At 69.9% G+C, this 22,311-nt stretch carries 15 protein-coding genes, 1 tRNA gene and 4 pseudogenes; 11 read left to right on the top strand and 9 right to left on the bottom strand.

Going from position 1 to position 22,311, the window contains the following annotated elements; all coding sequences use genetic code 11:
* Positions 1 to 160 precede the first annotated feature (160 nt).
* Positions 161 to 831, top strand: a pseudogene (locus GAS53_RS51005) (IS5 family transposase); the annotation flags it as partial.
* A 20-nt stretch (positions 832 to 851) separates the two neighbouring features.
* Here the strand turns inward: GAS53_RS51005 and GAS53_RS51000 are convergent.
* Entirely contained in the window at positions 852 to 2,117 is a 1,266-nt protein-coding gene (locus GAS53_RS51000; RefSeq protein ID WP_151484666.1) for an IS110 family RNA-guided transposase, read from the bottom strand.
* A gap of 453 nt (positions 2,118 to 2,570) precedes the next feature.
* Here GAS53_RS51000 and GAS53_RS50995 point away from each other — a divergent pair.
* A pseudogene (locus tag GAS53_RS50995) lies at positions 2,571 to 2,870 on the top strand (transposase); the annotation flags it as partial.
* A 67-nt stretch (positions 2,871 to 2,937) separates the two neighbouring features.
* Here GAS53_RS50995 and GAS53_RS50990 read toward each other — a convergent pair.
* Complete coding sequence (locus GAS53_RS50990) at positions 2,938 to 5,208, bottom strand: MMPL family transporter (RefSeq protein WP_151484665.1); 2,271 nt, start codon at positions 5,206 to 5,208, stop codon at positions 2,938 to 2,940.
* 175 nt (positions 5,209 to 5,383) lie between these two features.
* Here GAS53_RS50990 and GAS53_RS50985 point away from each other — a divergent pair, with 175 nt between their 5' ends.
* Both GAS53_RS50985 and GAS53_RS50980 read left to right on the top strand, forming a co-directional pair.
* Positions 5,384 to 6,556 carry a sensor histidine kinase gene (locus tag GAS53_RS50985; protein WP_151484664.1) on the top strand — a complete coding sequence of 391 codons (1,173 nt, stop codon included), beginning with the start codon at positions 5,384 to 5,386 and terminating at the stop codon, positions 6,554 to 6,556.
* On the top strand, positions 6,531 to 7,193 hold the full coding sequence (locus GAS53_RS50980) for a response regulator (RefSeq protein ID WP_151484663.1): 663 nt from the start codon (positions 6,531 to 6,533) through the stop codon (positions 7,191 to 7,193). Before GAS53_RS50985 ends, GAS53_RS50980 begins: the two co-directional genes overlap by 26 nt.
* Before the next feature lie 246 nt (positions 7,194 to 7,439).
* Here GAS53_RS50980 and GAS53_RS50975 read toward each other — a convergent pair.
* A pseudogene (locus GAS53_RS50975) lies at positions 7,440 to 7,577 on the bottom strand (M20 family peptidase); the annotation flags it as partial.
* 199 nt (positions 7,578 to 7,776) lie between these two features.
* Positions 7,777 to 9,756, bottom strand: a complete 1,980-nt coding sequence (locus tag GAS53_RS50970) for a serine/threonine-protein kinase (protein ID WP_151484662.1) — start codon at positions 9,754 to 9,756, stop codon at positions 7,777 to 7,779.
* 358 nt (positions 9,757 to 10,114) lie between these two features.
* On the opposite strand from GAS53_RS50970, the gene GAS53_RS50965 reads away from it, so the two are divergent.
* Complete coding sequence (locus tag GAS53_RS50965) at positions 10,115 to 10,936, top strand: TylF/MycF/NovP-related O-methyltransferase (RefSeq protein WP_151484661.1); 822 nt, start codon at positions 10,115 to 10,117, stop codon at positions 10,934 to 10,936.
* Positions 10,937 to 11,182: 246 nt separating this feature from the next.
* A pseudogene (locus tag GAS53_RS50960) lies at positions 11,183 to 11,936 on the top strand (transposase family protein).
* 13 nt (positions 11,937 to 11,949) lie between these two features.
* Here GAS53_RS50960 and GAS53_RS50955 read toward each other — a convergent pair.
* Positions 11,950 to 12,867, bottom strand: coding sequence for a LysR family transcriptional regulator (locus GAS53_RS50955; RefSeq protein WP_225859634.1), 918 nt, complete (start codon positions 12,865 to 12,867; stop codon positions 11,950 to 11,952).
* A 101-nt stretch (positions 12,868 to 12,968) separates the two neighbouring features.
* Between GAS53_RS50955 and GAS53_RS50950 the strand changes: the two genes are divergently transcribed.
* Both GAS53_RS50950 and GAS53_RS50945 read left to right on the top strand, forming a co-directional pair.
* Positions 12,969 to 13,484, top strand: coding sequence for a nuclear transport factor 2 family protein (locus GAS53_RS50950; RefSeq protein WP_151484660.1), 516 nt, complete (start codon positions 12,969 to 12,971; stop codon positions 13,482 to 13,484).
* Between the two features lie 113 nt (positions 13,485 to 13,597).
* Positions 13,598 to 13,975: a VOC family protein gene (locus tag GAS53_RS50945; RefSeq protein WP_225859633.1), complete on the top strand. Its 378-nt coding sequence runs from the start codon at positions 13,598 to 13,600 to the stop codon at positions 13,973 to 13,975.
* Between the two features lie 219 nt (positions 13,976 to 14,194).
* Here the strand turns inward: GAS53_RS50945 and GAS53_RS50940 are convergent, their stop codons facing one another.
* The 4 genes from GAS53_RS50940 to GAS53_RS50925 form a co-directional block, all read right to left on the bottom strand.
* The gene (locus tag GAS53_RS50940) at positions 14,195 to 15,454 is read right to left on the bottom strand and encodes a vWA domain-containing protein (RefSeq protein WP_151484658.1); all 1,260 of its coding nucleotides are present in this window, start codon (positions 15,452 to 15,454) and stop codon (positions 14,195 to 14,197) included.
* Positions 15,451 to 16,713, bottom strand: a complete 1,263-nt coding sequence (locus GAS53_RS50935) for an AAA family ATPase (protein ID WP_151484657.1) — start codon at positions 16,711 to 16,713, stop codon at positions 15,451 to 15,453. Before GAS53_RS50935 ends, GAS53_RS50940 begins: the two co-directional genes overlap by 4 nt.
* A 61-nt stretch (positions 16,714 to 16,774) precedes the next feature.
* Positions 16,775 to 18,190, bottom strand: coding sequence for a hypothetical protein (locus GAS53_RS50930; protein ID WP_151484656.1), 1,416 nt, complete (start codon positions 18,188 to 18,190; stop codon positions 16,775 to 16,777).
* Between the two features lie 221 nt (positions 18,191 to 18,411).
* Entirely contained in the window at positions 18,412 to 19,923 is a 1,512-nt protein-coding gene (locus GAS53_RS50925; RefSeq protein WP_192583666.1) for a HEAT repeat domain-containing protein, read from the bottom strand.
* Between the two features lie 55 nt (positions 19,924 to 19,978).
* On the opposite strand from GAS53_RS50925, the gene GAS53_RS50920 reads away from it, so the two are divergent.
* From GAS53_RS50920 to GAS53_RS50910, 3 genes are all read left to right on the top strand, one after another.
* Positions 19,979 to 20,068: transfer RNA gene (locus GAS53_RS50920), tRNA-Pro, on the top strand.
* 117 nt (positions 20,069 to 20,185) lie between these two features.
* Positions 20,186 to 21,145: a tyrosine-type recombinase/integrase gene (locus tag GAS53_RS50915; RefSeq protein ID WP_151484654.1), complete on the top strand. Its 960-nt coding sequence runs from the start codon at positions 20,186 to 20,188 to the stop codon at positions 21,143 to 21,145.
* Positions 21,138 to 21,875, top strand: a complete 738-nt coding sequence (locus GAS53_RS50910; protein WP_225859632.1) for a SpdA protein — start codon at positions 21,138 to 21,140, stop codon at positions 21,873 to 21,875. The genes GAS53_RS50915 and GAS53_RS50910 overlap by 8 nt, the downstream gene beginning before the upstream one ends.
* The last annotated feature ends 436 nt before the right edge of the window (positions 21,876 to 22,311 follow it).

Here is a 22,311-nt window from a genome sequence, read left to right as displayed (position 1 = left end):
CCAAGCCCGCATCAGCCACTACAAACGACGCGGACACAGCCCATGACACCTGCCCAGCAGTCAGAACAAGGACCGTTGCAGTACTAGGGCGCGTATCGAGTCGTGATCAATTTGCGGGATGTGCCTTCGTGGCACGGTCCGGTCCGATAGACGGTCTTACGTGACGCGAGTGCAACTGACCGATCCGGATTGGGAGTTCATCGAGCCGTACCTGCCGATCGGCGAGTACGGCCCGTACCCCGAGCGACTGCGGCAGCAGTTCGAGGGCGTGATCTGGCGGTTCAGGACGGGCGGGCAGTGGCGGGAGATGCCGATGGAGTTCGGCGCCTGGTCGACCGTCCACAACCGCTTCCGGCAGTGGCGTGACGCCGGCGTCTTCGAGGCCCTGCTGGAGGGCCTGATCACGGAAGCCGCGAAGCGGGGTGAAGTGGACCTGTCCCTGGTCAGCATCGACTCCACCACCGCCCGAGCCCACCACGACGCGGCCGGGATGCACCTCGACGAGGACGTCGTCACCGCCCTGGAGAAAGCCGCGGCCTCGAAGAGCAAAACGGGCAAGAGACCGAAAGTGATCCCGCGCTGGAAGAACGACGACGCATCCGGCGTCGGCGGAAACTCCGGCTGAAGGCCGCCCTCCTCGGACGTTCCAGAGGCGGGCAGACCAGCAAGGTCCACCTCGCCGCCGACCGCAAGTGCCGCCCGCTGGCGTTCATCCTGACCACAGGCCAGGCAGCGGACAGCCCGCAGTTCATCCCCGTCCTGAAGAAGGTACGGGTACGCGGGCCCGTCGGCCGACCCCGCATCCGGCCGGACGCGGTCGCCGGGGACAAGACATCCCACGCGGATAAGCGTCAAGCCGCAATGGTGGACTGATCTTCCAGTGACTGGATGGGAAACGCCTTCGTTTCGTCGTAGAGCTGGCCGTGCTGGAGGCAGTGGAACAGCATGCCCATGAAGCGGTTGAACAGGTTCCGCTGGGCCGCGACATGGCGGTCGCCAGCCTCCCTGCGGCGGTCGTAGTGGGCTCTGGCGTCTGGCGATTTAGTGAGGGAGACGAAGGCCCACAAGTAGCCGACAGCTGCCAGTCTCTGATTCTTGATCTTCCGACTCATGACCGTGCAGCTCTTGCCGCTGGCCCGGGTGACCGGGGCACTTCCGGCGTATGCCTTGAGGGAGTTGGCGCTCGCGAACCGAGTCCGGTCGTCGCCAATCTCTGCGAGAACTCGGGCTCCGGTTAAGGATCCGAGACCTGGAAAGCCGCGAATGATCGGTGCATCCGGATGCTCTTCGAATGCCTCAGTCGTGGCTTCCTCGAGTTGATCCGCGTTGAGGCAAGCGGTGTTGAGCTGCCTGACCAGAGCGGACGTCTGCTGTCCAAGAGCTGCTTCGACCTGCGGGAGCTGGTGGAGGTAGTTGCGCTGGAAGACTCCGTGGAGCCTTTCGGCTGCGGCCTGGACGCCACGTACTCGGCCAGCTTGTTTGAGCAGGGACTCTAACCGGCGTCGGGTGAGCCTTGCGGCCATGGTCGGTGTCGGGGCCGCAGCGAGGATCGCGCGGGCCTCTCGTGAGCACAGGCCGTGCTTGTGCTCGGCAGACGCGTCTAGGATCGCGGGATAGAACTCCCGAAGTTGGGAGCGGAGCTTGTTGTGGGCCTGGCCTCGGTCCCAGACGGCGTCCTGCTGTGCGCGGGCGAGCACGGCTATGGCCTGTACGAGTTCGGAGTCTGCGGGCAGCGGCCGGTGGGCTGGCATGTCGGTCCGCAGGATGTTCGCCAGCGCCGCGGCGTCGATGGCGTCGGACTTCTTCCGGGCCACGGAGTGGCGGTCGCGGTAGCGGGCGACCGCCAACGGGTTGATCGCGTAGACCGGCCGGCCGGTGGCCCGCAGACAGGCGACGAGAAGCCCGCGGGAGGTCTCGATCGCGACGGGGATCGGGGCGTCCGCGCGGTCGCCATGTTCGCTCAGCAGGGCGGCGAACTGAGCGAATCCCTCTGCATCGTCGTTGATCCGCTGCTTGGCGAGCTGCTTTCCGCCGACGTCGAGCAGCGCGATGTCGTGGTGATCTTCGGCCCAGTCCACCCCGCAGAACACAGGCGCCGGTAACGCGGTGACCTCCATGTGGCACTCCTTTGCTGTAGCTCTCTCCCAGTTCAGAGCCTGTGCAGGGTGCGCGTGCTCCCTAATGGAAGTGCTCAAGGCACGTCATCCCACCAGCCGTTCGCAACCCCAGCAAGCCGTGCGGCCCTCGGTCTGCTTCAGAGCTGAGACTCAGGCAATGTGAGAGGTGATCCGCATGACCAGCTCGAACTGCGAACAGCGAACCGTGTTGCAGATGGGCAAGAAGTGCGGTGACGGAAGGTGCCCCGAACCTTCACCAGCGATACCGCTCGGGCGCGCTCGCCGACGCTCCTCTGCCTCACCTTGAACGAGATGGACGGGCGCGGAGCCGACCTCGTCTTATCAATAGGACTCGATCATCCGGGCGTACTCAAAGGTTCGCTCCGCGCCCTGAAGGGCGGCGTGGCCCCAACCTTTGATCGGGCCCAGGTACCGGCCTTCGGGTCCCATTAGGCGTACTCGTCCCGCGGAAACCGCGCCCACCTGTGCAAACGCCGTATCAAGGCGGTCATCCCGGAGAAGAAGGACCAGGCCGCCAACCGGAAGAAGAAGGGCTCCAGAGGTGGCCGACCCGTCAGCCACGACGCCGATCTCTACAAGGAGCGGAACACCGTCGAACGCCTGATCAACAAGCTCAAAGCATGGCGAGGCATCGCCACCCGATACGACAAGACTCCCGACAGCTACCTCGCCGGTCTCCACCTGCGCGCCTCGATGATCTGGATCAAGGACCTCACCAGGACCACCCGATGATCACGACTCGATATGCCCCTAGGTGTCGCGCTGAGGTGCCGGACGCCAAGGGCGGGCAGGAGTTGAGTCAACGGTCAACCAGTCGTGGACGCGGGGCCTCACCCGTGGATTCCGCGTCGGTGTCGTCGGTGCCGACCGGGCCGCGGGGAAGCATCCAGTCCAGCCACTTCGGCAGCCACCAGTTGGTCCGGCCGAGGAGCGTCATGGTCGCCGGTACCAGCACCATGCGTACGACCGTGGCGTCGATGAAGATCGCGGTGGCCAGGCCGAGCCCGAACATTTTGATGGAGGGGTCCTCGGCGACGGCGAAGGACAGGAAGACCGCCACCATGATGAGGGCGGCCGAGGTGATGATCCGGGCGGTGCCCGAGACGCCCTCAACGATCGCCGTGCCGTTGTCGCCGGTGCGCAGGTACTCCTCGCGTACGCGGGAGAGGAGGAACACCTCGTAGTCCATCGACAGGCCGAACAGGATGGCGAAGAGGAACATCGGGATGAACGACACGATCGGAACCGTCGCTTCCAGCCCGATGAGTGCGCCTCCCCAGCCCCACTGGAAGACCGCGACCATGATGCCGTAGGCCGCGCCGATGCTCAGCAGATTCAGCAGTACCGCCTTGAGCGGTACGAGTATCGAGCGGAAGACCAGCATCAGCAGCAGGAACGACATCGCCAGCACGGCGGCGACGAACACCGGCAGGCGTTGGCTGGTGCGTTGGCCCACATCGGACAGGCTCGCGGCGGCGCCGCCGACGTGGGCCCTGGCCGGGCCGTGCCCGATCGCCGTGGGCAGCACGTCGGTGCGCAGCCGGGCGATGGTGTCGGCCGTGGCCTTGTCCTGAGGGCTGGTGGTCGGGAACACCACGAGGGTCGCGATGCCGGTGGCCCGATCGATGTGCGTCGGCGCGACGGATGCGATGCCCGGATCCGCCGCGACCGTTGCGACGAGTCGGTCCAGCACTCCCGGATCACCGGTGGGGTCCGCGGCGATGACGAGGGGACCGTTGGTGCCCGGGCCGAATCCCTCGGCGACGAGGTCGTACGCGCGGCGCTCGGTCCGGCTCTGCGGCAGTGAGCCGTCGTCGGGCAGGCCGACACGCAGGCCGAGCACGGGCAGCGTCGCCGTCAGCAGCAGCCCCGCCGCGCCGACCGCGTACGGCACCGGGTGCCGGCTGACGTGCCCGATCCAGCGACGCCACCCGGCGGCGTGGGCGGTGCCTGCCGCCGGGTCCCGCCGCCGTGCGAGTCGGCCCAGCTTCCTGGTCTGCAGAGCCCGGCCGATCCGGCCGGCCCGGGCCAGGCGTGGGCCGGCGGCGCCGATGAAGGCCGGCAGCAGCGTCACCGACGCGAGCACCATGGTCAGGACGACGATCGAGACGGCAAGTCCGCCCACCGTCATGAACGGCACGTTCGCGACCGCCATGCCGAGGATCGATACGACGACGGTTCCGCCGGCGAAGACCACCGGCCGCCCCGCCGTGGCCACCGCTCGTCCGGCCGCCTCGTGCGGATCGAGCCCGCGCGCGAGGTACTCCCGGTGCCTGGCGAGCACGAACAGCGCGTAGTCGATGCCCACTCCGAGCCCGACCATGCTGCCCAGGACCGGTGCGAAGGTGGGGACGTCCGTGACCCCCGCCAGTACCGTCATCGTGGCGACACCGACGGTCAGTCCGAAGACCGCCATGCCGATCGGCAGCGCGGCGGCGACGAGCGAACCGAACGCCAGGAACAGGATCGCGGCCGCGGCGACGAGGCCGATCAACTCGCTCACGCCGCCGTCGGGGTCGGAGAAGGCGTAGAAGAGGTTCCCGCCCATCTCGATGCGCAGGGGCAGTTCGGCGCGCAGCCGGTCGCCGAGATCGACGAGGGCGTCGAGGTCTTCGGCCGACAGCCGGCTCTGGTCGGGGTACTGCACCCGGACGACCGCGATCCGCCCGTCGGCCGAGACGAGGCCGCCGCGCACGGCGGTGTCCCCGCCTGCGTCGAGTGCCCCCGCCGGGTCGCTCGTGCCGAGCACGTGCGGCAGCCGTTTCACCTCGGTCTGCAGCCGCGTGAGAGCGGTGCGCGCGCTGCCGTGGTCGAAGAACCTCGCAGCGCCGTCGAGGGGGGTGACGACCACTTGGGCGGTCATCCCCTCCTGGCCGGTGCCGGCCCGCTCGATCAGTTCCGCGGCCCGCTGGGAGTCCAGTCCTGGAGCGGTCATCGAATCCACATTCCGCCCGCCGAAGGCGACGGCGGCGAGGACGGCGAGCGTGGCGGCGACCAGCCATGCCGCGATCACCCGCCAGGGATGGCGGGCGGCGCTTGCGCCCAGGCGCAACAGGGCTTTCGAGAGCATCGGGTCCTCCAACCACCTCGTCGGCCGTCCTTGTACGGCCGCCGATGCCGAGGCTCGTCGCCACGGCGCTCTTCGGCATCGGCTCGCGGGCCGCGGATCCATCGGCCCCAAGTCGGAGTGACGCCCCGTCCTTTCGGCCGATGCGCGGCACGGCGCGGTCCCTACGCTGAGAACCGTGCTGCGAGACGACCTGCGAACCCTGTGGACCGAACCCCGGCCGCCCGACGCGCCCGCCCGGGTGCGGCGGGACTGGGCGCTGCTCGCCGCGGGCCTGGGCGGTGTGGTGCTGGAGGCCACCCTGCGCGAGAACGTCGTGTGGCGGCCGGTGGCGGTGGGTTTCACCGTATGGCTGTGCCTGCTGCCCCTGTGGCGCCGGACCCGCCCGCTGGCGATGGTCACGCTGGCGTTCGGCTCGGTGATGCTGCTCCAGGTGGCCTCGCTCGTCGCCGCACCGCGCGAGCCCGTCGGCCTGGACACCGGCGCGGTCGTGCTCGTGCTGGTGTACGCGCTGCCCCGGTGGGGATCGGGACGCGAGATCGTGCTGGGCGGCGCGGTGATCCTCGCGGTCGGCGCGCTGTGTGTCGTCACGTACGAGGCTCCGGTCGTCGAAAAGGTCGTGGGCTTCGTCTTCCTGCTGCTGCCCGGCGTGGTCGGGGCTGCCGTGCGGTTCCGGGTGACCGCTCGCGAGCGGCAGTTGGAGCAGGTGCGCTCCCGCGAGCGTGAGCAGCTCGCCCGGGAACTGCACGACACGGTGGCCCACCACGTGTCGGCCATGGTGATCACCGCCCAGGCGGGCCGGGTGCTCGCGGGCACCGACCCGTCCGCCGCCGTCGAGGCGCTGGAGGGGGTCGAGGAGGAAGGGGCGCGCACGCTGGAGGAAATGCGCGCCATGGTCGCCGCGCTGCGCGACCGCGGGGTCGGCGCCGAGCTGGCGCCGCCTGCCGGCGTCGCGGATCTGGAGCGCCTGGTGCGCACGCCGGGTGATCGCCTCAAGGTCGACCTGGGGCTCGACGGCGAGCTGGACTCGCTGCCCCCGGCCGTGGACGCGGCCGTCTACCGGATCGTGCAGGAGTCGGTGACCAACGCGCTGCGCCATGCGGTCGACGCGACCGAGCTCGTCGTCCGGGTCGCCGCGGAACGGCACACGGTACGGGTGAGCGTGCGCGACAACGGCCGGCGCACCGGCCGGGGTCGCGACGGATACGGACTTACCGGACTGCGCGAGCGCGCGACCCTGCTCGGCGGCACACTACGAGCCGGCCCGGGTACCGACCGGGGCTGGCATGTCGAAGCCGAACTGCCGAGAGCGAGGAGCGAGAGCGGTGTCCATTCGCGTCCTCGTCGCTGACGACCAGGCGATCATCCGCACCGGGTTGCGGATCATGCTGAACGCCCAGCCCGGAATCGAGGTGGTCGGCGAGGCCGCCGACGGACACGAAGCGGTACGTCTGGCCCGCGAACTGCGCCCCGACGTCTGTCTGTTCGACATCCGCATGCCCGTGATCGACGGGCTCGAGGCCACCCGGCTGATCGCCGGCCCGGGCGTCGCCGACCCGCTGGTCGTGGTCGTCATTACCACGTTCGACCTCGACGAGTACGTCTACGGCTCACTGCGTGCGGGCGCCCGCGGATTCCTCCTCAAGGACACGGGACCGGACCTTCTGGCCCAGGCCGTACGTTCGGCGTCCGACGGTGAGGCGCTCATCGCGCCCAGCGTCACCGTCCGTCTGCTCCAGGCGTTCGCGGACCTGCCCGCCGGCCGGCCCGCGGCCCAGCCGGTCTCCCCCGTCACCGCCCGCGAGGAGCAGGTGCTCCTGGCCGTCGCCCGCGGGCTGACCAACCCCGAGATCGCCGATGCACTGCGCATCAGCCTCAGCACGGTGAAGACGCATCTGGCGAGCCTGATGGCCAAACTCGGCGCCCGCAACCGGGTCGAGATCGCGATGTGGGCCTACGAGACGCGCCGTATCCTCCCCGGAACCTGAGCCGGGTGCCGGGCCATGTCCCATGAGTCCCCGCCCGGACATCAGTGCACCGGTCGGCTCACGTCGGCTCCACGTGCCTCACCCGCCCCAGAGCGTGACGTACCAGGAGGCCGGAACTGGGACGGTGAGACACCCGATACGACAAGACTCCCGACAGCTACCTCGCCAGTCTCCACCTGCACGCCTCGATGATCTGGATCAAAGACCTCACCAGGACCACCCGATGATCACGACTCGATACGCGCCCTAGTTCTTGAGTGGTTCCGCCAGTCGTCCCAGCAGTTCCGCGACCAGGGCGGTCTGGGCGGGCACGGTGTCGGGGTGGATGCACTCACCCTGGGCGTGGGCGCCGTCGCCGATCGCACCCAGGCCGCACGCGATAGGGGGCAGCTTCACGATGCCTTACACCACGGTAGCGGTCACCGCGGTGCGAGCCAGCGCCGGCTGACAGGCCTGGCGGGTTGTCAGCTGCCGGCGGGGCGCTGCCATGTTTCATCGGTGGTCGGCTGCTCGGCTGGCACCAGCACACTGACCTTGCTCCCTCGCTTACGCCCGTGCTCGACTCCCTCGGGCGGGCGGCTTCTCACACCCGCGTATACGTGAGCCGTTGGCCGTTGGACAGCTCACGCACGAGTGCGTCGCCCTCGGTGCGCAAGGTGGAGGAGCCACCGAAGCGGCAGGGGCCGGAGGACTTCGCCCGGTCGACCTCGGGCGGAGCGAACCGTACCGGACGGTCCGCCTCCCCTGTGGACACCAGGTTCATGTCGGCCTCACAGTGGTCGGCGCTGCCGTCCGATACCAAAGCGGCGGCCGGGCTGCCCACCGCCTTCTGCTCGATGGTCATCCGCTGCGTGCCACCGTCGGCCAGGGGCCGCTGCCAGGTGCCGAGCATCTCCTCGGGGAGCTTCTCCGGTCCCTCGATCCTGCGCAGTTCGGCGGTACGCCCCGCCGCTTCCCAGCGGAGGGAGTCACCGGCGGCCCGGGAGAGGACATGCTCGCCGAGAGCCGAGCACGTGCCCTCGGGGACGCTGCTGACGACCTTGGTGTCCAGCCGCACCGACGTATCGCCGCCGCCGGACGGTTTGGCGGCGAGTTTGCCGTCGCTCTTGCACTCGTAGTCCTTGCCGAGGCTGATGCTGGTGGCCACGACCTCGCCCACCTGCCCCGGTGAGACGGCGAACCGGCGGTACTGACCGGTGGGCGTCCCGTCCCGCTCGACCTGGCCCGCCCAGATGCCCACGAACTCCTTGGGCACATCGGACTTCGGGCCGCCCCCGCCCCCGTCACCGGAGCCGGAGTCCGAGCTCCCGTAGGGCAGCGGCAGACCGGCGGCCGACGCGGCGAACGCGGCTCCTGCCACCACAGCGGCGGCCACCAGCGCGATCGCGGCCCGCCGGCTTCTGCCTGTGCGACGAGGGCGCGGCGACATGGCCGGCTCCGCGGACCTGAGGTCCGGCTTCGGCAGGACCTGCGTCCCCCACTCCGATCGTTCCGACTGCTCCGGTGCGGGAGGTTCCTCCCAGGTCACGGGGAAAGCGGCGGGCGACGGTGCGGAGGCGGCGGTCGGCGCGGGCGACGGTACGGAGGTCACCGGTGCCGTGGCTGCCGGTGCGCTCGCATGCGGCGGCGTATCCGTGTCGAGCAGCTCGACCGCACTGCGCCCCAGTTCGGCGATGATCTGGGCAGGCAGCCACGGCGGCGACGAGGTGCCGGTCGCCACCGGCTGCACCCGCGCGACCACCTCCTCCGGAGTGGGCCTGGCCGCCGGATCCTTGGCGAGACAGTCGGCGATCAGTGCCCGTATCGGCTGCTCGATCCCCGTCAGGTCCGGCTCCTCCTGCGCGATGCGGAACATCACGGCGTGCACGCCACCGGAACCGCCACCGCCGAACGGCGTCTGCCCGGTCGCCGCATACGCCAGCACCGCACCCATGCAGAAGACATCGGCGGCCGGGCCCACCGGCTCGTCCCTGATCTGCTCGGGCGACATGAAGCCCGGCGAGCCGACCAGCTTGCCCGAGCGGGTCAGGGTCGACCCGGGCACCGCGTCCAGCGCTCGCGCGATACCGAAGTCGATGACCCGAGGGCCGTCGATGGTGATCAGGACGTTGGAGGGCTTGAGGTCCCGGTGGACCAGTCCCGCGCCGTGAATGTCGAGCAGAGCGCAGGCGAGTCCATAGGCGAGGGTGCGTACGGACGGGGCGGGCAGCGGGCCGTGCCCGCGGGGCGAGACGATGTGTTCGAGGGAGGGCCCCGCTATGTAGCCGGTGGCCACCCACGGTGTCTGGGCCTCGGTGTCCGCGTCGAGGACCGGCGCGGTCCAGCGGTCGCTCACCCTGCGCGCCGCCGCCACCTCCAGCCGGAAGCGCTCGCGGAACTCGGGTTCGGCGGCCAGCTCCGGCTTGATGAGCTTGACCGCGACCGTACGCCCACCCTCCGAGCGCGCCAGACAGACCCGGCCCATGCCGCCGGTGCCGAGGGTTCTGAGCAGCCGGTACCGGCCGACTCTGCCGCCGACCCCACTGGGGGTGGCATCGAAGTCGCCTGTCGCCGGCTTCGTCATCTGGCTGTCTCCCCTCGGTCGGCGCTCCGTCCCACTCTGCGCCACGCAGGTCACGAGTCGGCTGCCGGTGAGCTTCCGTTTGGCGTGACAAGACGTTACCCGGCCTCGAGTTGCTGCTTGCGGGCCGTCCGCAGGCGGCCACCCCGTGGGCGCGATCCGCACGTCGATGTGCTTGCCCCCGAGCGATCGCCGGAGGCCGGCTCGTTCTCTCCGGGCGGGAGCGCCTACCGAATGGCGGTGTTGCGCCACGGGCAGGGCGATCAGCAGCAGAGACGTGACTGGACACCATGCTCGCGATCATTCTGCCGAGCAGCCTGGCTGCCGCGCTCGTCGGCTCGAGGTTCGATACGTTGCCCTTATGGCATGGCGCAAGAATGTCAATGAGGCCCTGAGGCGGCTCACCGGCCACGAACTCCGTCGCTCGAGATCTGCATTGTCCCCACACAGGTCCCCGCGCGGATCTCCACAACGATCCCCACATCGGTCGGAGCCGGCAGCTGCCCCGAAATTCCCTGCCGACTACGACGACACAGCCAAGGAAATCATTCGCGCTGTGTCTCCCTACACGATGACCTCACCCGAACGGCTCAATGCCCTGATCCTGGCCGTCCGCTATATCAGTCGGCACGACATCGCCGGTGACATTGTCGAATGCGGAGTGTGGCGCGGTGGCAGTATGCAGGCGGCCGCCCGCACCCTGCTCAGCGTGCACGACACCGAGCGGCACCTGTACCTCTTCGATACGTTCGAGGGCATGCCGGCGCCGACCGACAAGGACCTTCGCCGGGACGGCGAATCCGCCGCGGATCTGCTTGCCAGACAGGACAGGAGCCGCCCCATCTGGGCCGTCGCCACGTTGGAAGACGTCAAAGAGGGCTTTCAGCAGGTTCCGTACCCCGCCGATCGCGTCCATTTCGTCCCTGGGCTTGTAGAGGAAACCATTCCCGCCGAGGCCCCCGAGCAGATTTCGATTCTGCGGCTGGACACCGACTGGTACGCCTCAACGCGCCACGAACTGGAGCAGCTTTACCCGCGGCTGGTCAGTGGCGGCGTCCTCCTTATCGACGACTACGGCTGGTGGCAGGGGTCGAGGTGCGCGGTGGACGAATTCCTGGAGAAGACGGGTGCCCGACTTCTCCTTCTCCGTATGGATGAAGGCCGCATCGCGGTCAAGCCATAGAACTCGTTACACGGTCTTGTGATCCCTTCCCGGTGGGTCGCGAACGCCTGCGCCCCGAGGGAATGGCTCTTTGTCCGGCCCTGTGTGATCCGCAAGCTCTTCCGCGGTGCGCGCGCCGGCACTGTGAGGACCTTCCAACCTGGTTGAATGCAGGCCGAGTTGGCGGGCGGCTGGGGTGCAAGAAGAGGTGAAGCTCCTGGTAGCTGGGTTGTCGACCAAGAGCAACCTGTCCGCCCGGAGCTTCGTGTGCTTGTCTGCCCATCGGGGATCGATCTGTCCAGCTCGACCCTGCGGTTCGTGTCCGACCTGCTGATCGCCCGACAGGGCGAGAGCGGCACACGATGGCGGCGACTTCCAGCGGGCCGACAGGCCCTGCTGGTGCTGGCGCACCTGCGGTGCGGACACACCTACGCCCGGCTTGCCGTCGGCGTCGGGATCACCGCGGCGTACCGATACGTGGCCGAGGCCGTCGAGATCCTCGCGGCCCATGCCCCGAATCTGGCCGCCGCTCTTCATGCGGCCGCGGGCAAAGCGTTCGTGATCCTCGACGGGACGCTGCTGCCCATCGACCGAATCCCTGCCGACCGGCCGTACTACTCCGGCAAGCATCATCGGCATGGGATGAACGTGCAGGTGATCGCCGATCTGTTCGGAAACCCGCTGTGGGCCTCGCCCGCGCTGCCCGGCGCGGTCCACGACATCCGGGCGGCCCGCACCCACGGCATCATCGACGCCCTGGCCCAGGCCGGCATCCCGTGCTGGTCCGACAAGGCGTACCAAGGCGCCGGCGGCACTGTGCGCGTGCCCTACCGTGGCCGCTGGGAGAAGCTGTCCGCAGGGCAGCAGGCCGTCAACCGGTGCCAAGATCCGCGCGCTCGTCGAACAGGCCATGGCCACCTTCAAGCCCTGGCGCCCACTGCGCACATTGCGGTGCAGCACCACCCGCATCACCGGCCTGGTCAGGGCCGTTCTCGCCCTCCACCTCGTTTCGTCCACATGAGGTTCGAAAAGCCTCAGTGGTGACTGCGGGCCAGGTTGGACGCGGCCTGGCTGAAGGCTCGCACGCGGGCAGTTTCCGCATCTGCGCGCCACAGCAGCCCCCACTCCACCGGCGGGGCGTCATGGAAGGGCAGATACGCCACGTCGGGGCGTGCGTAGTAGCGCCTGGCATGGGCGCCGACGGTGAATGCGCCCTGGCCGGCGCCGACGAGGGTCAGTGCCTCCTGGAAGGTCCCGGCCGACGGGCCGGGCTCGATCGACCGTCCGGCGGGTGTCGTGGGGGGCGTGTGCGCATCGCGCCAGGAGTCCAGTACTGCACCGCCGACCCGCAGGACCCTGATCCTGGCCAAGTCCTCGACGGACACGGCCTGCTGACGGGTGAGGCGATGCCCCGCGGGCAGGGCCAGGAAACGAGACTCCCTCACCAGTACCGGTCCCATGACGATATCCGGTTCCCGGACGGGAAAGCCGGCCAGCACGATGTCCGCTTCGGCGTCACGCAGCCACGGTACGACCTCGGCCATCTGCGCTTCCCGGATCTGCACATCGCAGTCCGGGCGGAGGCTACGGAACACTTCCGTGGCCCCGACCAGCAGTTGCCCTCCGGCCGCGCCGACGAAGCCGACGCACAACAGGCCGGAGACGCCCCGCCCGGCGTCGACCGCCCGCTCAAGGGCCGCCGCCATCCGGGCCCATGCGGGCCGCAGGTCCTCCTCCAACTGACGCCCGATCGCGGTCAGCTCCACCCGCCGGCTCGTGCGGTTGAAGAGCGGAGCCCCAACACGTCGTTCCAGGGCCCTGATCGTCTGGCTGACCCGGGCCGTGGACAAGTGCAACCGCTCGGCCGTGCGGCCGAAGTGCAGCTCTTCGGCCAGCGTCAGGAACGCCTCGACCTCGTGCCGCTCCAGCACGCCACCTCCATCGTTAAGCATGGATTCACGATCGTTGCACAAGCTCTCGTTGATCGGGAACCCGTCCGGGCGGAGGCTGAAAGCGATCGAACACCACAGTCCGCACTGGGAGATCACACCCGATGTATGTCACCGACGACCACGCCCTGTCCGCCCCGGCCCGGGACGGCGCAGCAGTCATCAAGGAACTGCGGGACCGCACGGAGATCACGGACGCGTTGTACCGTTTCGCTTTGGGGCAGGACCTCAAGGACAGGAGACTGTTCGCCTCGGCCTTCGCCGAGGACGCCGAACTCGACTTCCGGCCCGCGGCCGCGAAGTGGGGCGCCAGACCCCCGCTGATGGTCAGCCGCGAGACGATCGTGACCACGATCCTGGGCATGTTCACCGGCCGGGTCGACACCACCCACCAGATCACCAACCCGCGCATCACGATCGACGGCGACACAGCCCGCCTGACCGCGCTCGTCGAGGCCCAGCACCTGCTCACCGCCGACCCCGGCATCCACGCACTGCTGAAGAACCCCTATGCCGTCGACCTCGTCCGCCACGGCGATTCCTGGGTCATCCAGCGCCTCCATATCGACAACACCTGGTACACCGGTGACCCCGCCGCAATCTTCGGCAGCGGCGAGTGAGCATGGACCGCGCGCAGACACAGGACATGGCAACCGCCCGGGAACCGGGTGTCACGAAGCGTCCGGCAGCAGACCGGCCGGACGCTCCTCATCCGATCGGTACAGACGCCCGGATGCGCATCGCACGACCGTCCCGGAATCTCGCCGCTGCCGTGCACTTCTACGTCGAAGGGCTCGGCCTCGAAGTGCTCTGGCACACCACCGGCGCGCCTCCGGGTGAACACGATCTGCTCATGGTCGGTCCACGCGGCGGAGTCCGGCACCTCGAACTCACCCACGACCCCGAGCCGCTCGAACCCACCCCGACCGTCGACGATCTCCTTGTCGTCCACCTGGGAGAGCCCGTCAGCGAGGATCTGCTCCGCCGCCTGCTGGCCGCCGGCGGTACCAACGTGGCCGCCCACAATCCGTACCGGAACAAGCACGGAGTGACCGTCGCGGCTCCCGACAGCCACCGCCTTGTCCTCTGCTCACGTACCTTGAGCGCCTGAACACCAAGACGACGGGCCGGACCCGCCGGACCGTGCCCGCCTGGCATAACAGCCCCTGCGCACCAGGCGTTGGCTCCGGCACTCTCCAGGCTCTGCTGGTTCGCCGGGCCCGTCCGGTCCTGCGTCGGCCGGATCCGGCCCGAGCGACTTGGGACACCAAGACGATGCGTTGTCACCTCAGTCGGGAGGAAGCGGGGCCCGCGACTGGCCCTGGAGGGATCACCGAACGGCGGAAGTCGCGCCGATCTCCACGACGCGAGCCCACGCGGGTGGCGTGTCGGGGACGTACTCGGGATCGTCCTCGTCCCACGACCCGGAGTCGTACGGCCGAGGGAACAGGCCCACCACCGTCCGGCAGGACGGTTTCGTGCTCGGCCAGGGTGTCTGACCGTCGGTCAGGACCACGATGACGTCCGGCCGCGGCCGGGTACGGAGCGCCTTGGCGAAGCCCGTGCGCAGGTCCGTGCCCCCGCCGCCCAGCAGTGGAATCCCCTCGGCGCGGCACAGCGGATGCACGACCCGGGCGGCCGCGTCGCACGGCAGCACGGAGACCAGGTCCCGGCGGCCGCCCACGGCACGGGAGATCGCGGCAACCTCGCAGAGCGCACTGCCCAGTTCGGTGTCGCTGACCGAGCCGGAGGTGTCGATGACCACGGAGACCCGGGGAGGCCTGCGCCGGAGACTGGGGAGCACCACGCCGGGCACCCCGGCCGAGCGGCGTGACGGGCGGCCGTAGCTGTAGTCCTCGCCCGCGCCGGAACCGGAGGTCGCCGAACGGATCGCCGCCCCCAGCAACTCCCGCCACGGCTGCGGTGGTTGGAACGCCTCCTCCGCCCACCGCTGCCACGCCTTGGAGGCGTTCCCCGGACGGCCCTTGATGCCCTGCGCGACCCGGAACCGAACCGCGTCCCGTTCCTGCGCGCTGAGGCCGTGCGCGCCGTCCGGTCCCAGCTCCCACTCCCTTTCCAGGCCGTCCGCCCCACTGCCACAGTCCAGCCAGGTGTGGCTCTGGGTGCGGGGCCCGAGCCGGAACTGCCGCAGGTAGTCCTCCATGAGTTCCCCCTCGGACAGGCCCAGGGTGCCCGGTTCGACGACGCCTTCGGGCCGGACCAACCCGTCGCCGTACACGTCGTCGTTGATCTCGCAGTCCGCGGCGATGTTCATCCGCAGTCGTTCTCCGGGCCCCGTCAGGCCGCGTTCCTTCGCGACCCGGTCGCTGCGCCCGTGGTGGTCGCGCAGCAGGTGCGACACCTCGTGCACCCACACACCGGCCAGTTCCTCCACCGGCGTGCGATCCACGAACGCCGGTGAGACGTAGCACCGCCAGTGCCGGTCGACGGCCATCGTCGGCACCGACCGCGACTCCACGGTGTGCAGGGCGAACAGGGCCGTCGCCAAGTAGGGCCGGGCCCGGGCCGCCTGCAGGCGGGCGGCGAAGAGTTTGTCGAGGTCCAGTGCCCTCGGTGCGTCCGCGGTCATCGGCCCGCCTTCGTGGTGACGGCGGCCCGGGCCGCCGCACGGTCTGCCCGCCGGGAGATGGACACCGCTCCGGCGAGCCGTTCGATCGATGCCGGGACGTCCCAGTCCTCCTGGCGCAGCGAGGCGAGCGTGGTCGCGGGGACGACCACCAGGTCCGGGGCTCCGGTGTCCAGCGCCCGCACCAGGAGTGCCCACGCGGCGTCCCAGCGCGCCTTGTCCGGGCGCCCCCGGACGGCGGCCACGACACCGTCGAGCACGGCCTGGCGCAGATCCCCCCGCTCGGGCAGGGCGGCGGCCGCCGGGTCGGCGAGCAGCAGTTCGGGGTCCGGGAGGTCCATCCGGTCCAGGCCGGCCAGCAGTTCCAGACCGGGACCGTCTCCCACCGTTGCCCTGACCAGCAGGGACAGCACCTCCCGGGAGGAGCCGGCCGCGGTCGCGAAGGCGATCAGGCACAGGGTCATCTCCCAGCTGCGGGGTGACGGCCAAGGGCCGCCCCGACGCGTCTCGTTGCTGGGCAGCCGGTGTACGAGGCCGGGGCGGGCGGAGAGGAGCTCGCACACAGCCCTGCGGGCGAAGCTCACCGCTTCCGGCAGCCGGTCCGGGTCCAGCCGCGGCAGTGTGGCCCGCGGCCACGTCCCACCGAGGCCGCGGACCACCACGTCGTGGTCGTGGGTCCACTGGAGATGGACGAACCGGTTGGCCAGGGGCGGGCTCAGCTCCCAGCCGTCGGCCGCCGAGGAGCGCGGGTTGGCGGCGGCCACGATACGTACGCCGGGCGGCAACTGCAGGGCGCCGATGCGCCGTTCGAGTACGAGGCGAAGCAGCGCGGCTTGAACGGCCGGCGGCGCGGTGGACAACTCGTCCAGGAACAGCAGCCCCCGGCCGGCCCGTACCAGTCGCACGGCCCAGTCCGGCGGGGCCATCGGGACGCCCTGTTCCGCGGGATCGTCGCCGATGACGGGCAACCCGGAGAAGTCCGACGGCTCGTGCACGCTGGCGATGACGGTGGTCAGCGGAAGATCCAGGGCCGCGGCGAGCTGGGTGAGGGCCGCGGTCTTGCCGATTCCCGGCTCACCCCACAGGAGGACGGGCAGGTCGGCGGCGACGGCCAGCGTGAGGGCCTCGAGCTGGATGTCGGGGCGCGGTTCCGTGGTGGTGTCGCGCAGGCGGGCCAACAGGTCGCCGGCGATGTCCAGTTGGGAGATGTGCGTCGAGTCGGAGGGGGCGCTGGGCGCGGCGAACGGGCTGTATGTGGGCATGTTTGATCACCTGGGGGTTCGTGGAGCGGCGAGTAAAAGGGCAGGGAGAAATGTCCCTGGGTCAGCGGCCGGTCGTGTGGCGCGGATGGGAGCGATGGCTACGGGGGCGAACAGGACCCGGGCGGATGCGGCCGGGTCCGGGGCCGACGAGGTCCGCCCGGAAGAGCCCGTACAAGACCCGCCGCCGTGCGGCCGCCTCCAGTTCGTCCCGCAGCGGGCCGTCGCGCAGCAGTGCGTCGGGGCCCAGCAGACCCTCGACGACGGCCAGTGCTCCGGCGATGTCGCCGTGGTGGAGGCGTTCTTGGACACCGGTGAGGCAGTCCGGACGGCGGTGGGCCGTGTCGATGGTCTGGAGGCAGGGGAGTGGTGTGCCGGTCAGCTCGGCCAGGAGTTCCTCCCGGCGGATCTCGGCCGGGTCGTGGTCGAGCGGGGACAGGACACCGTCGACCAGGCCGATCCGGTGTTGCTCTCCACGGCACTCCACGAGGTGTGGTTGCCCTGGCCTGCCGGGAGTCCGGTCGGGAGCCGGGGAGGGATCGGTGGGGGAGTGGTCCGGTGCCAACGCCGAGGCGACCAGCGGGTGCAGCTGACCGATCCCGATCGAACCGCTGCGGACCAGTGCCAGGTCGGGCAGCGTCCAGGTCGACGCGTCGGGCAGGACCGGCAGCGCGGCAGTGACCCCTTGCGTGGACGCCACCGAGAGCGTGAACCCGGGCGACCCCGGGTCCTCACCGTCCGCGACCAGGTCCAGAAGCAGCCGCTGCCGGGATCCCACCCGCACGGTGACGGCACCGGTGGACCGCCCCTCGGCACGGAGCAGGATCCCCGCCTCGGCGGCCCACCGGTCCACGGCACAGTGCCGGTCCCGCGGCACCAGCGCCAGCACATCCGGGTTCACCGCGGGAAGGCTGTCGCCGGCCGGCCGATCGGCTCCCGAACGGACCCGCAGCTCATCGCTCCGGCGCGCGTCCCACAGGTGACGGTGCAGATCGAGGCGGAACCGCCGGTTCGGACGGGGGTGCGGATGACGGCGGGTGCCGGCATCGGCATGGGACCCGTCCCACAGCGCGAGGCTGATGCGCTGGCCGGCATCCGCCCAGGCGGGCGCGGTCCGGACCACCAGGTACACCGGGCCCGGGCCGTCACGCTCCGCCGCGTCGTACCGCGTCAGTGCGATCGTCAGGCCTGGGCGCAGCAACCCGCGCGGAGCGATCCTCGGCATGTGCCAGCGCAGCAGGTCAGGCGCCAAGTGGCGGAGATCGGCGCGGACTTGGGCGGCGAGATCCAGGCCGCGGGTGCGTGCCAGGGACCGCAGATCGAGATCGACGTCGACGCGTGCGGCGGCGCACGCCCCTGCCCAGTCCCCGGCATGGCGACGGGCGGTCGCAGTCTCGATCATGGAGGGCGGCACGGCGAACTCTCGCACGCGCGGCCAGAAGGATAGGCGGACATCCTCGTACGCGGTGTCAGTGAGCATCAGCACTCACCTTGCGCGGACGGGACCCCCATTCTGCCAACAGAGTGAGTCGTCATCGCGAGCGACAGTATCGCTCTCGCGTCGGCTTGTCAGGTGCTTTTCCGCGGGCGTGAACTCCGGCCATCTGGATCAGGTGTTGCTCGGCCCGACGCGGAGTCCCGCTCCGGGCTCGGCACCGGTCTGTCCCGTGGTGCGGCAGTGCCAGTGGCCCAGCGGCACAGTCAGTGGGTCCAGGCGTCAGTAAGGGCCTGGAGCGCGTCGGCCGAGGCTTGTCGCAGCCGCGAGGACCGGTCCCAGGCGAGGGTCATCAGCCGGTCGTGCAGCTCGTCGTCATGGGGTGGTGGTGCCAAACCGACCTCAACCCACTGCTTCAGTCCGAGCGCTGCGCTGTAGCGGACCGGTTCCTCGGGATCGTCGAGGCCTCGCACCAAGCGGCGTACGTCCTCCTCGGCCCCGTAACCGACGTCGCCGCCGTAACCGGGGCCGTCCAGGTCTTCTGGAGCGAGCAGACGGAGCACCGCAGCGCGGACCTCGCCCGACTGGGCACTGTCGGCCAGGTGCCGCAGGGCCGGCAATGCGTCCGCAAGTCCGATCAGGGCGTAGCCGGTCCGGTAGGCGGTGCTGGGATCGGCCGTCAGTCGGGTGACCAGGGCGCGGGCCACGGGGCGGCGCTCCCAGAGGCGCAGCCCGTTGTAGACGAGTTCGCCCAGACCGTCGACGGCGCCTGCCTGCACGTCGGTGTCCGGGTCGTCGAGCAGCGGGAGCAGCAGCCACACGGCGTCCCATCGCCCGCACTCGCCGATGGCCTTCGCGGCGGCGGCACGCGTCGCACCTGGCATCCCCGGGTCGGCGATGACGCCGCGCAGGTGCTCCACGGCGGTTCCGGTGCCCACCTCGCCCAATGCGCCGGCGGCGGCCGGGCCGGCCACGGGGTCGCGCAGCCATCGCCGTGCCGGCGCGATCAGTTGCCGGTTGCCCGGCTGTTCCAGCAAGCCCAGCAGACGCCTTGCCACCGCAGGTTCCCGTTCGGTGTCCAGGGCGGCGGCAAGGGCGTCACGCACCTGGGGCGTCTCGATGTCGGACAGCCGTCCTGCCACCGCAATCCGTACCTCGGGGTACGGGTCGCGCAGCCCCGCGAGCAGCGAGTCGAGCAGCCGCTCGGTGCAACGGCCCGGCAGCAATTCGAGCGCCTCCACGCGAGCGGCGCCGATGCCCTGCCGGGCCGTTCGGATCACTTCCGCCTTCACGGCCGGATCGTCCCTCAACACGTACAGCAGACTCCGGGCCCGTCCCCACACGGCGCCGTCCGGATCGCCGAGCAGCCGCGCCAGCGCCCCGACATCGCCGGGAACCCCCAATGCCGCCAGGCCGACCAGAGCATTGATACGGACGTGACGATCCGGGTCGTTGAGCAGGTCCGCGAAGGCCTGTACGACCTCCTCGCCGTGAAGCTCCAGCCGGATCGCGGCGACCGAAGCCCTGCGGCGTACCCACGGATCCGGGTCGCCCATCAGAAGCGGCAACACTCTCTCGCCCGCCTCCGGCACTCCCAGCCGACCGAGCCCGAGAGCCGCGGCCGCGCGCACCTCGGGCACCGGGTCATCGGCCGTCTCGGCCAGCAGCCAGGCGTGCTCACGACGCCCGACCCTGCCCAGGCCCTTCGCCGCCGCCACGCGTCGCCGCGCATCCGCTCCCGCCAACTCCCTGAGGAAGAAGGCAATCTGGTGTTCCAATCCCACAACCCACCCCGGAGAAGAAGACTTCCGAGCCGCTCGGAGGTTGTACCGCCGGGTTGGGCCCGCCGTGCAGCTTCGTCCGGTCCTGGTGACCACTTGACCGGGGGTCAAGGGGTCGCAGGTTCAAATCCTGTCGTCCCGACAGTGTGAAGGGTCTTCGCAGGTGAAAGCCTGTGAGGGCCCTTTTCGTATGGGTCGTTTCCGATCTTCGAGGTTGAGCACGCCGCTCATAGGCGCCTTTACTCGGAGGTTTGCGAGGATGCCGCTGCTGGACCGGGGCAAGATCACTGCGGGGCTGTCGACGACCTGGTCGGGATCCCTGCGGGACTGGGACCGCTCGCTGCGGTCGGGGAACGATCCGGAGACCACCCGGTACAACTATCTGCTGGCGGCCGCGCAGTTGGGCCGCTATCTGGGGGAGTATTCGCCGGATCCGGACGCCGACGCGGCGGCCGAGGATCCGGTCGAGGTCACGAGGGCGCATGTTGAGGCGTTCCAGGCGTGGATGATCGAGACGCGGTCGGCATCCACGGCGCTCAACAAGCACAAGGGGCTACAGCAGTTCTTCAAGTGGCTGATGCTGGATGAGGGCGAGATCGACCGGTCGCCGATGGAGCGGGTCCGGCAGCCGAAGATGCCGCAGAAGCTGGTCCCGGTCAACCGTGACGACGAGACCACGAAGGTCCTCGGCACCTGCCGGGGCAAGCAGTTCGTCCAGCTGCGGGATGAGGCGATCATCCGCCTGTACTGCAACACCGGCGCTCGCCTGTCCGAGGTCGGCAACCTTCTGCTCGACGACATCGACCTGGCCACGGAATCGGTGCACTATCACGGCAAGGGCAGCAAGGACCGGCGCGTGCGGTTCGGGCCGAAGACCGCGCGGGCCGTCAGCCGCTATCTGCGGGCCCGTGCCAAGCACAAGGCGGCCGACCTGCCGGAGCTGTGGCTGGCCGAGCGAGGGGTCCGACCGCTGGCCCCCAACGGCATCAAGATCATGCTCAAGCGGCGGGGCCTCGCGGCCGGGCTGGCCAAGGTGCATGCGCACCGGTGGCGGCACACCTTCGCTCATGAGTGGAAGCGTGCCGGCGCCGACACCGGCGACCTGATGCTGCTGCTCGGCTGGACCTCGCAGGAGATGCCCCGCCGCTACGGAGCCAGTGCCGCCGCCGAACGCGCCCAGGAAACCCACCAGCGGATCGGAGTCGGCGACCATGTCTGAACCCCGAGTACCGCCTGGGCGGCCGGGCACCGTGCGCGAGCAGCAACTGGCCTTCCGCGCCGTCACCGCGATCGCGGGAGCGGTGGTGGGCCTGGCCTTCCTCTTCGGCTTCGGCAACGTGTGGACGCTGGCCCTGCGGCTGGGCGTATCCGCCTGGGTGGCCCCGCTCGTCGCACCCGCCGTGGACCTGTCCGTCCTGGCGCTGCTGCTGGCGATCCGCTACCTCACCCTCTATGGGGCTACTCCGGAGACGCTGCGCCCGGCCCGCAGACTGTTGCTCCTGGCCAGTCTGATCACCCTCGCCCTCAACGTCACCGAACCGCTGCTCGTGGGTGCGTACGGGCGGGCGGCCTTCGACGCCGTGGGCCCGCTGCTGCTGATCGGTTGGGCCGAGATCGGCCCCGGCCTGCTGCAGGCCATCAACGGTATGCGTGCCGTCGCTGACGACGCGCCGACATTGCCGCGCGGCAGCTCCTGTCCCACCGGAGGGCGACTGCGCAGCGTCCAACCAGTCGAACCAGGCATCTGGGGAGACGGCGGCGGTGATCTTCTCGAGCGAGCACGGGCGGAAGATGCCCGGCACTGGCAGACCCACCGGCGGCCGATCTCTGCGGAGACACTTCGCAAGCGCCTGCACATCGGCGCCGCACGATCCCGCGCACTGGTCGCCGTCCTGCGCGCAGGAAGCGTGCCGGAGGCCGAGAGCGGGATCCGCGCTATACCGCGCTAGGAGTATGGCCGGTCGCGTGGTGACCGGAGACGGCGCACGGTGCCACCGGCGGTCGAGTGTTCCGGGCCATCCCGCCTCTGAGGCATACGAGGGAACGGGCGTCACGCCGAACTGGACGGTCCTGCGAGGTTAGTAGCTGCTTAGCAATTCTTTAGTAGGTCCTGACCTACTAATTTGGCGACAGCAATTAGCGGTTGATCCAGCACCTAACGCCTCGGACGACCGCTGCTGAAGGGCGAAGAGGAACACAACTACGCGCACCGTAGGGCGGGCTCGCGTCGTGCGTGTCCAGCTCAGCGAGGCGCTCCGGGAGCAGGAACGCCGTTGGCCGACTGAACCCGCAGGGCTTAAGACCGTGTCCTACGTGGTGAGGCGGACGAGTCTCTTGTAACAGCACAGGGCTGCGGCGAGTCCGAGAAATGCCAGGTAGTTGCGG

The organism is Streptomyces albicerus, from assembly GCF_008905045.1.
GTDB classification, from domain to species: Bacteria; Actinomycetota; Actinomycetes; order Streptomycetales; family Streptomycetaceae; genus Streptomyces; species Streptomyces albicerus.
The sequence above is the reverse complement of the archived record's forward strand: the minus strand, read 5'-3'. Positions and strand labels throughout refer to the sequence as shown.

Bases quoted from the DNA above. Each gene is read 5' to 3' on its own strand.
- GAS53_RS51000 (WP_151484666.1), bottom strand. From the start codon at position 2,117: ATGGAGGTCACCGCGTTACCGGCGCCTGTGTTCTGCGGGGTGGACTGG.
- GAS53_RS50935 (WP_151484657.1), bottom strand. From the start codon at position 16,713: ATGCCCACATACAGCCCGTTCGCCGCGCCCAGCGCCCCCTCCGACTCG.
- GAS53_RS50950 (WP_151484660.1), top strand. From the start codon at position 12,969: ATGTATGTCACCGACGACCACGCCCTGTCCGCCCCGGCCCGGGACGGC.
- GAS53_RS50990 (WP_151484665.1), bottom strand. From the start codon at position 5,208: ATGCTCTCGAAAGCCCTGTTGCGCCTGGGCGCAAGCGCCGCCCGCCAT.
- GAS53_RS50955 (WP_225859634.1), bottom strand. From the start codon at position 12,867: ATGCTTAACGATGGAGGTGGCGTGCTGGAGCGGCACGAGGTCGAGGCG.
- GAS53_RS50915 (WP_151484654.1), top strand. From the start codon at position 20,186: ATGCCGCTGCTGGACCGGGGCAAGATCACTGCGGGGCTGTCGACGACC.
- GAS53_RS50940 (WP_151484658.1), bottom strand. From the start codon at position 15,454: ATGACCGCGGACGCACCGAGGGCACTGGACCTCGACAAACTCTTCGCC.
- GAS53_RS50945 (WP_225859633.1), top strand. From the start codon at position 13,598: ATGCGCATCGCACGACCGTCCCGGAATCTCGCCGCTGCCGTGCACTTC.
- GAS53_RS50970 (WP_151484662.1), bottom strand. From the start codon at position 9,756: ATGACGAAGCCGGCGACAGGCGACTTCGATGCCACCCCCAGTGGGGTC.
- GAS53_RS50930 (WP_151484656.1), bottom strand. From the start codon at position 18,190: ATGCTCACTGACACCGCGTACGAGGATGTCCGCCTATCCTTCTGGCCG.
- GAS53_RS50910 (WP_225859632.1), top strand. From the start codon at position 21,138: ATGTCTGAACCCCGAGTACCGCCTGGGCGGCCGGGCACCGTGCGCGAG.
- GAS53_RS50965 (WP_151484661.1), top strand. From the start codon at position 10,115: ATGGCATGGCGCAAGAATGTCAATGAGGCCCTGAGGCGGCTCACCGGC.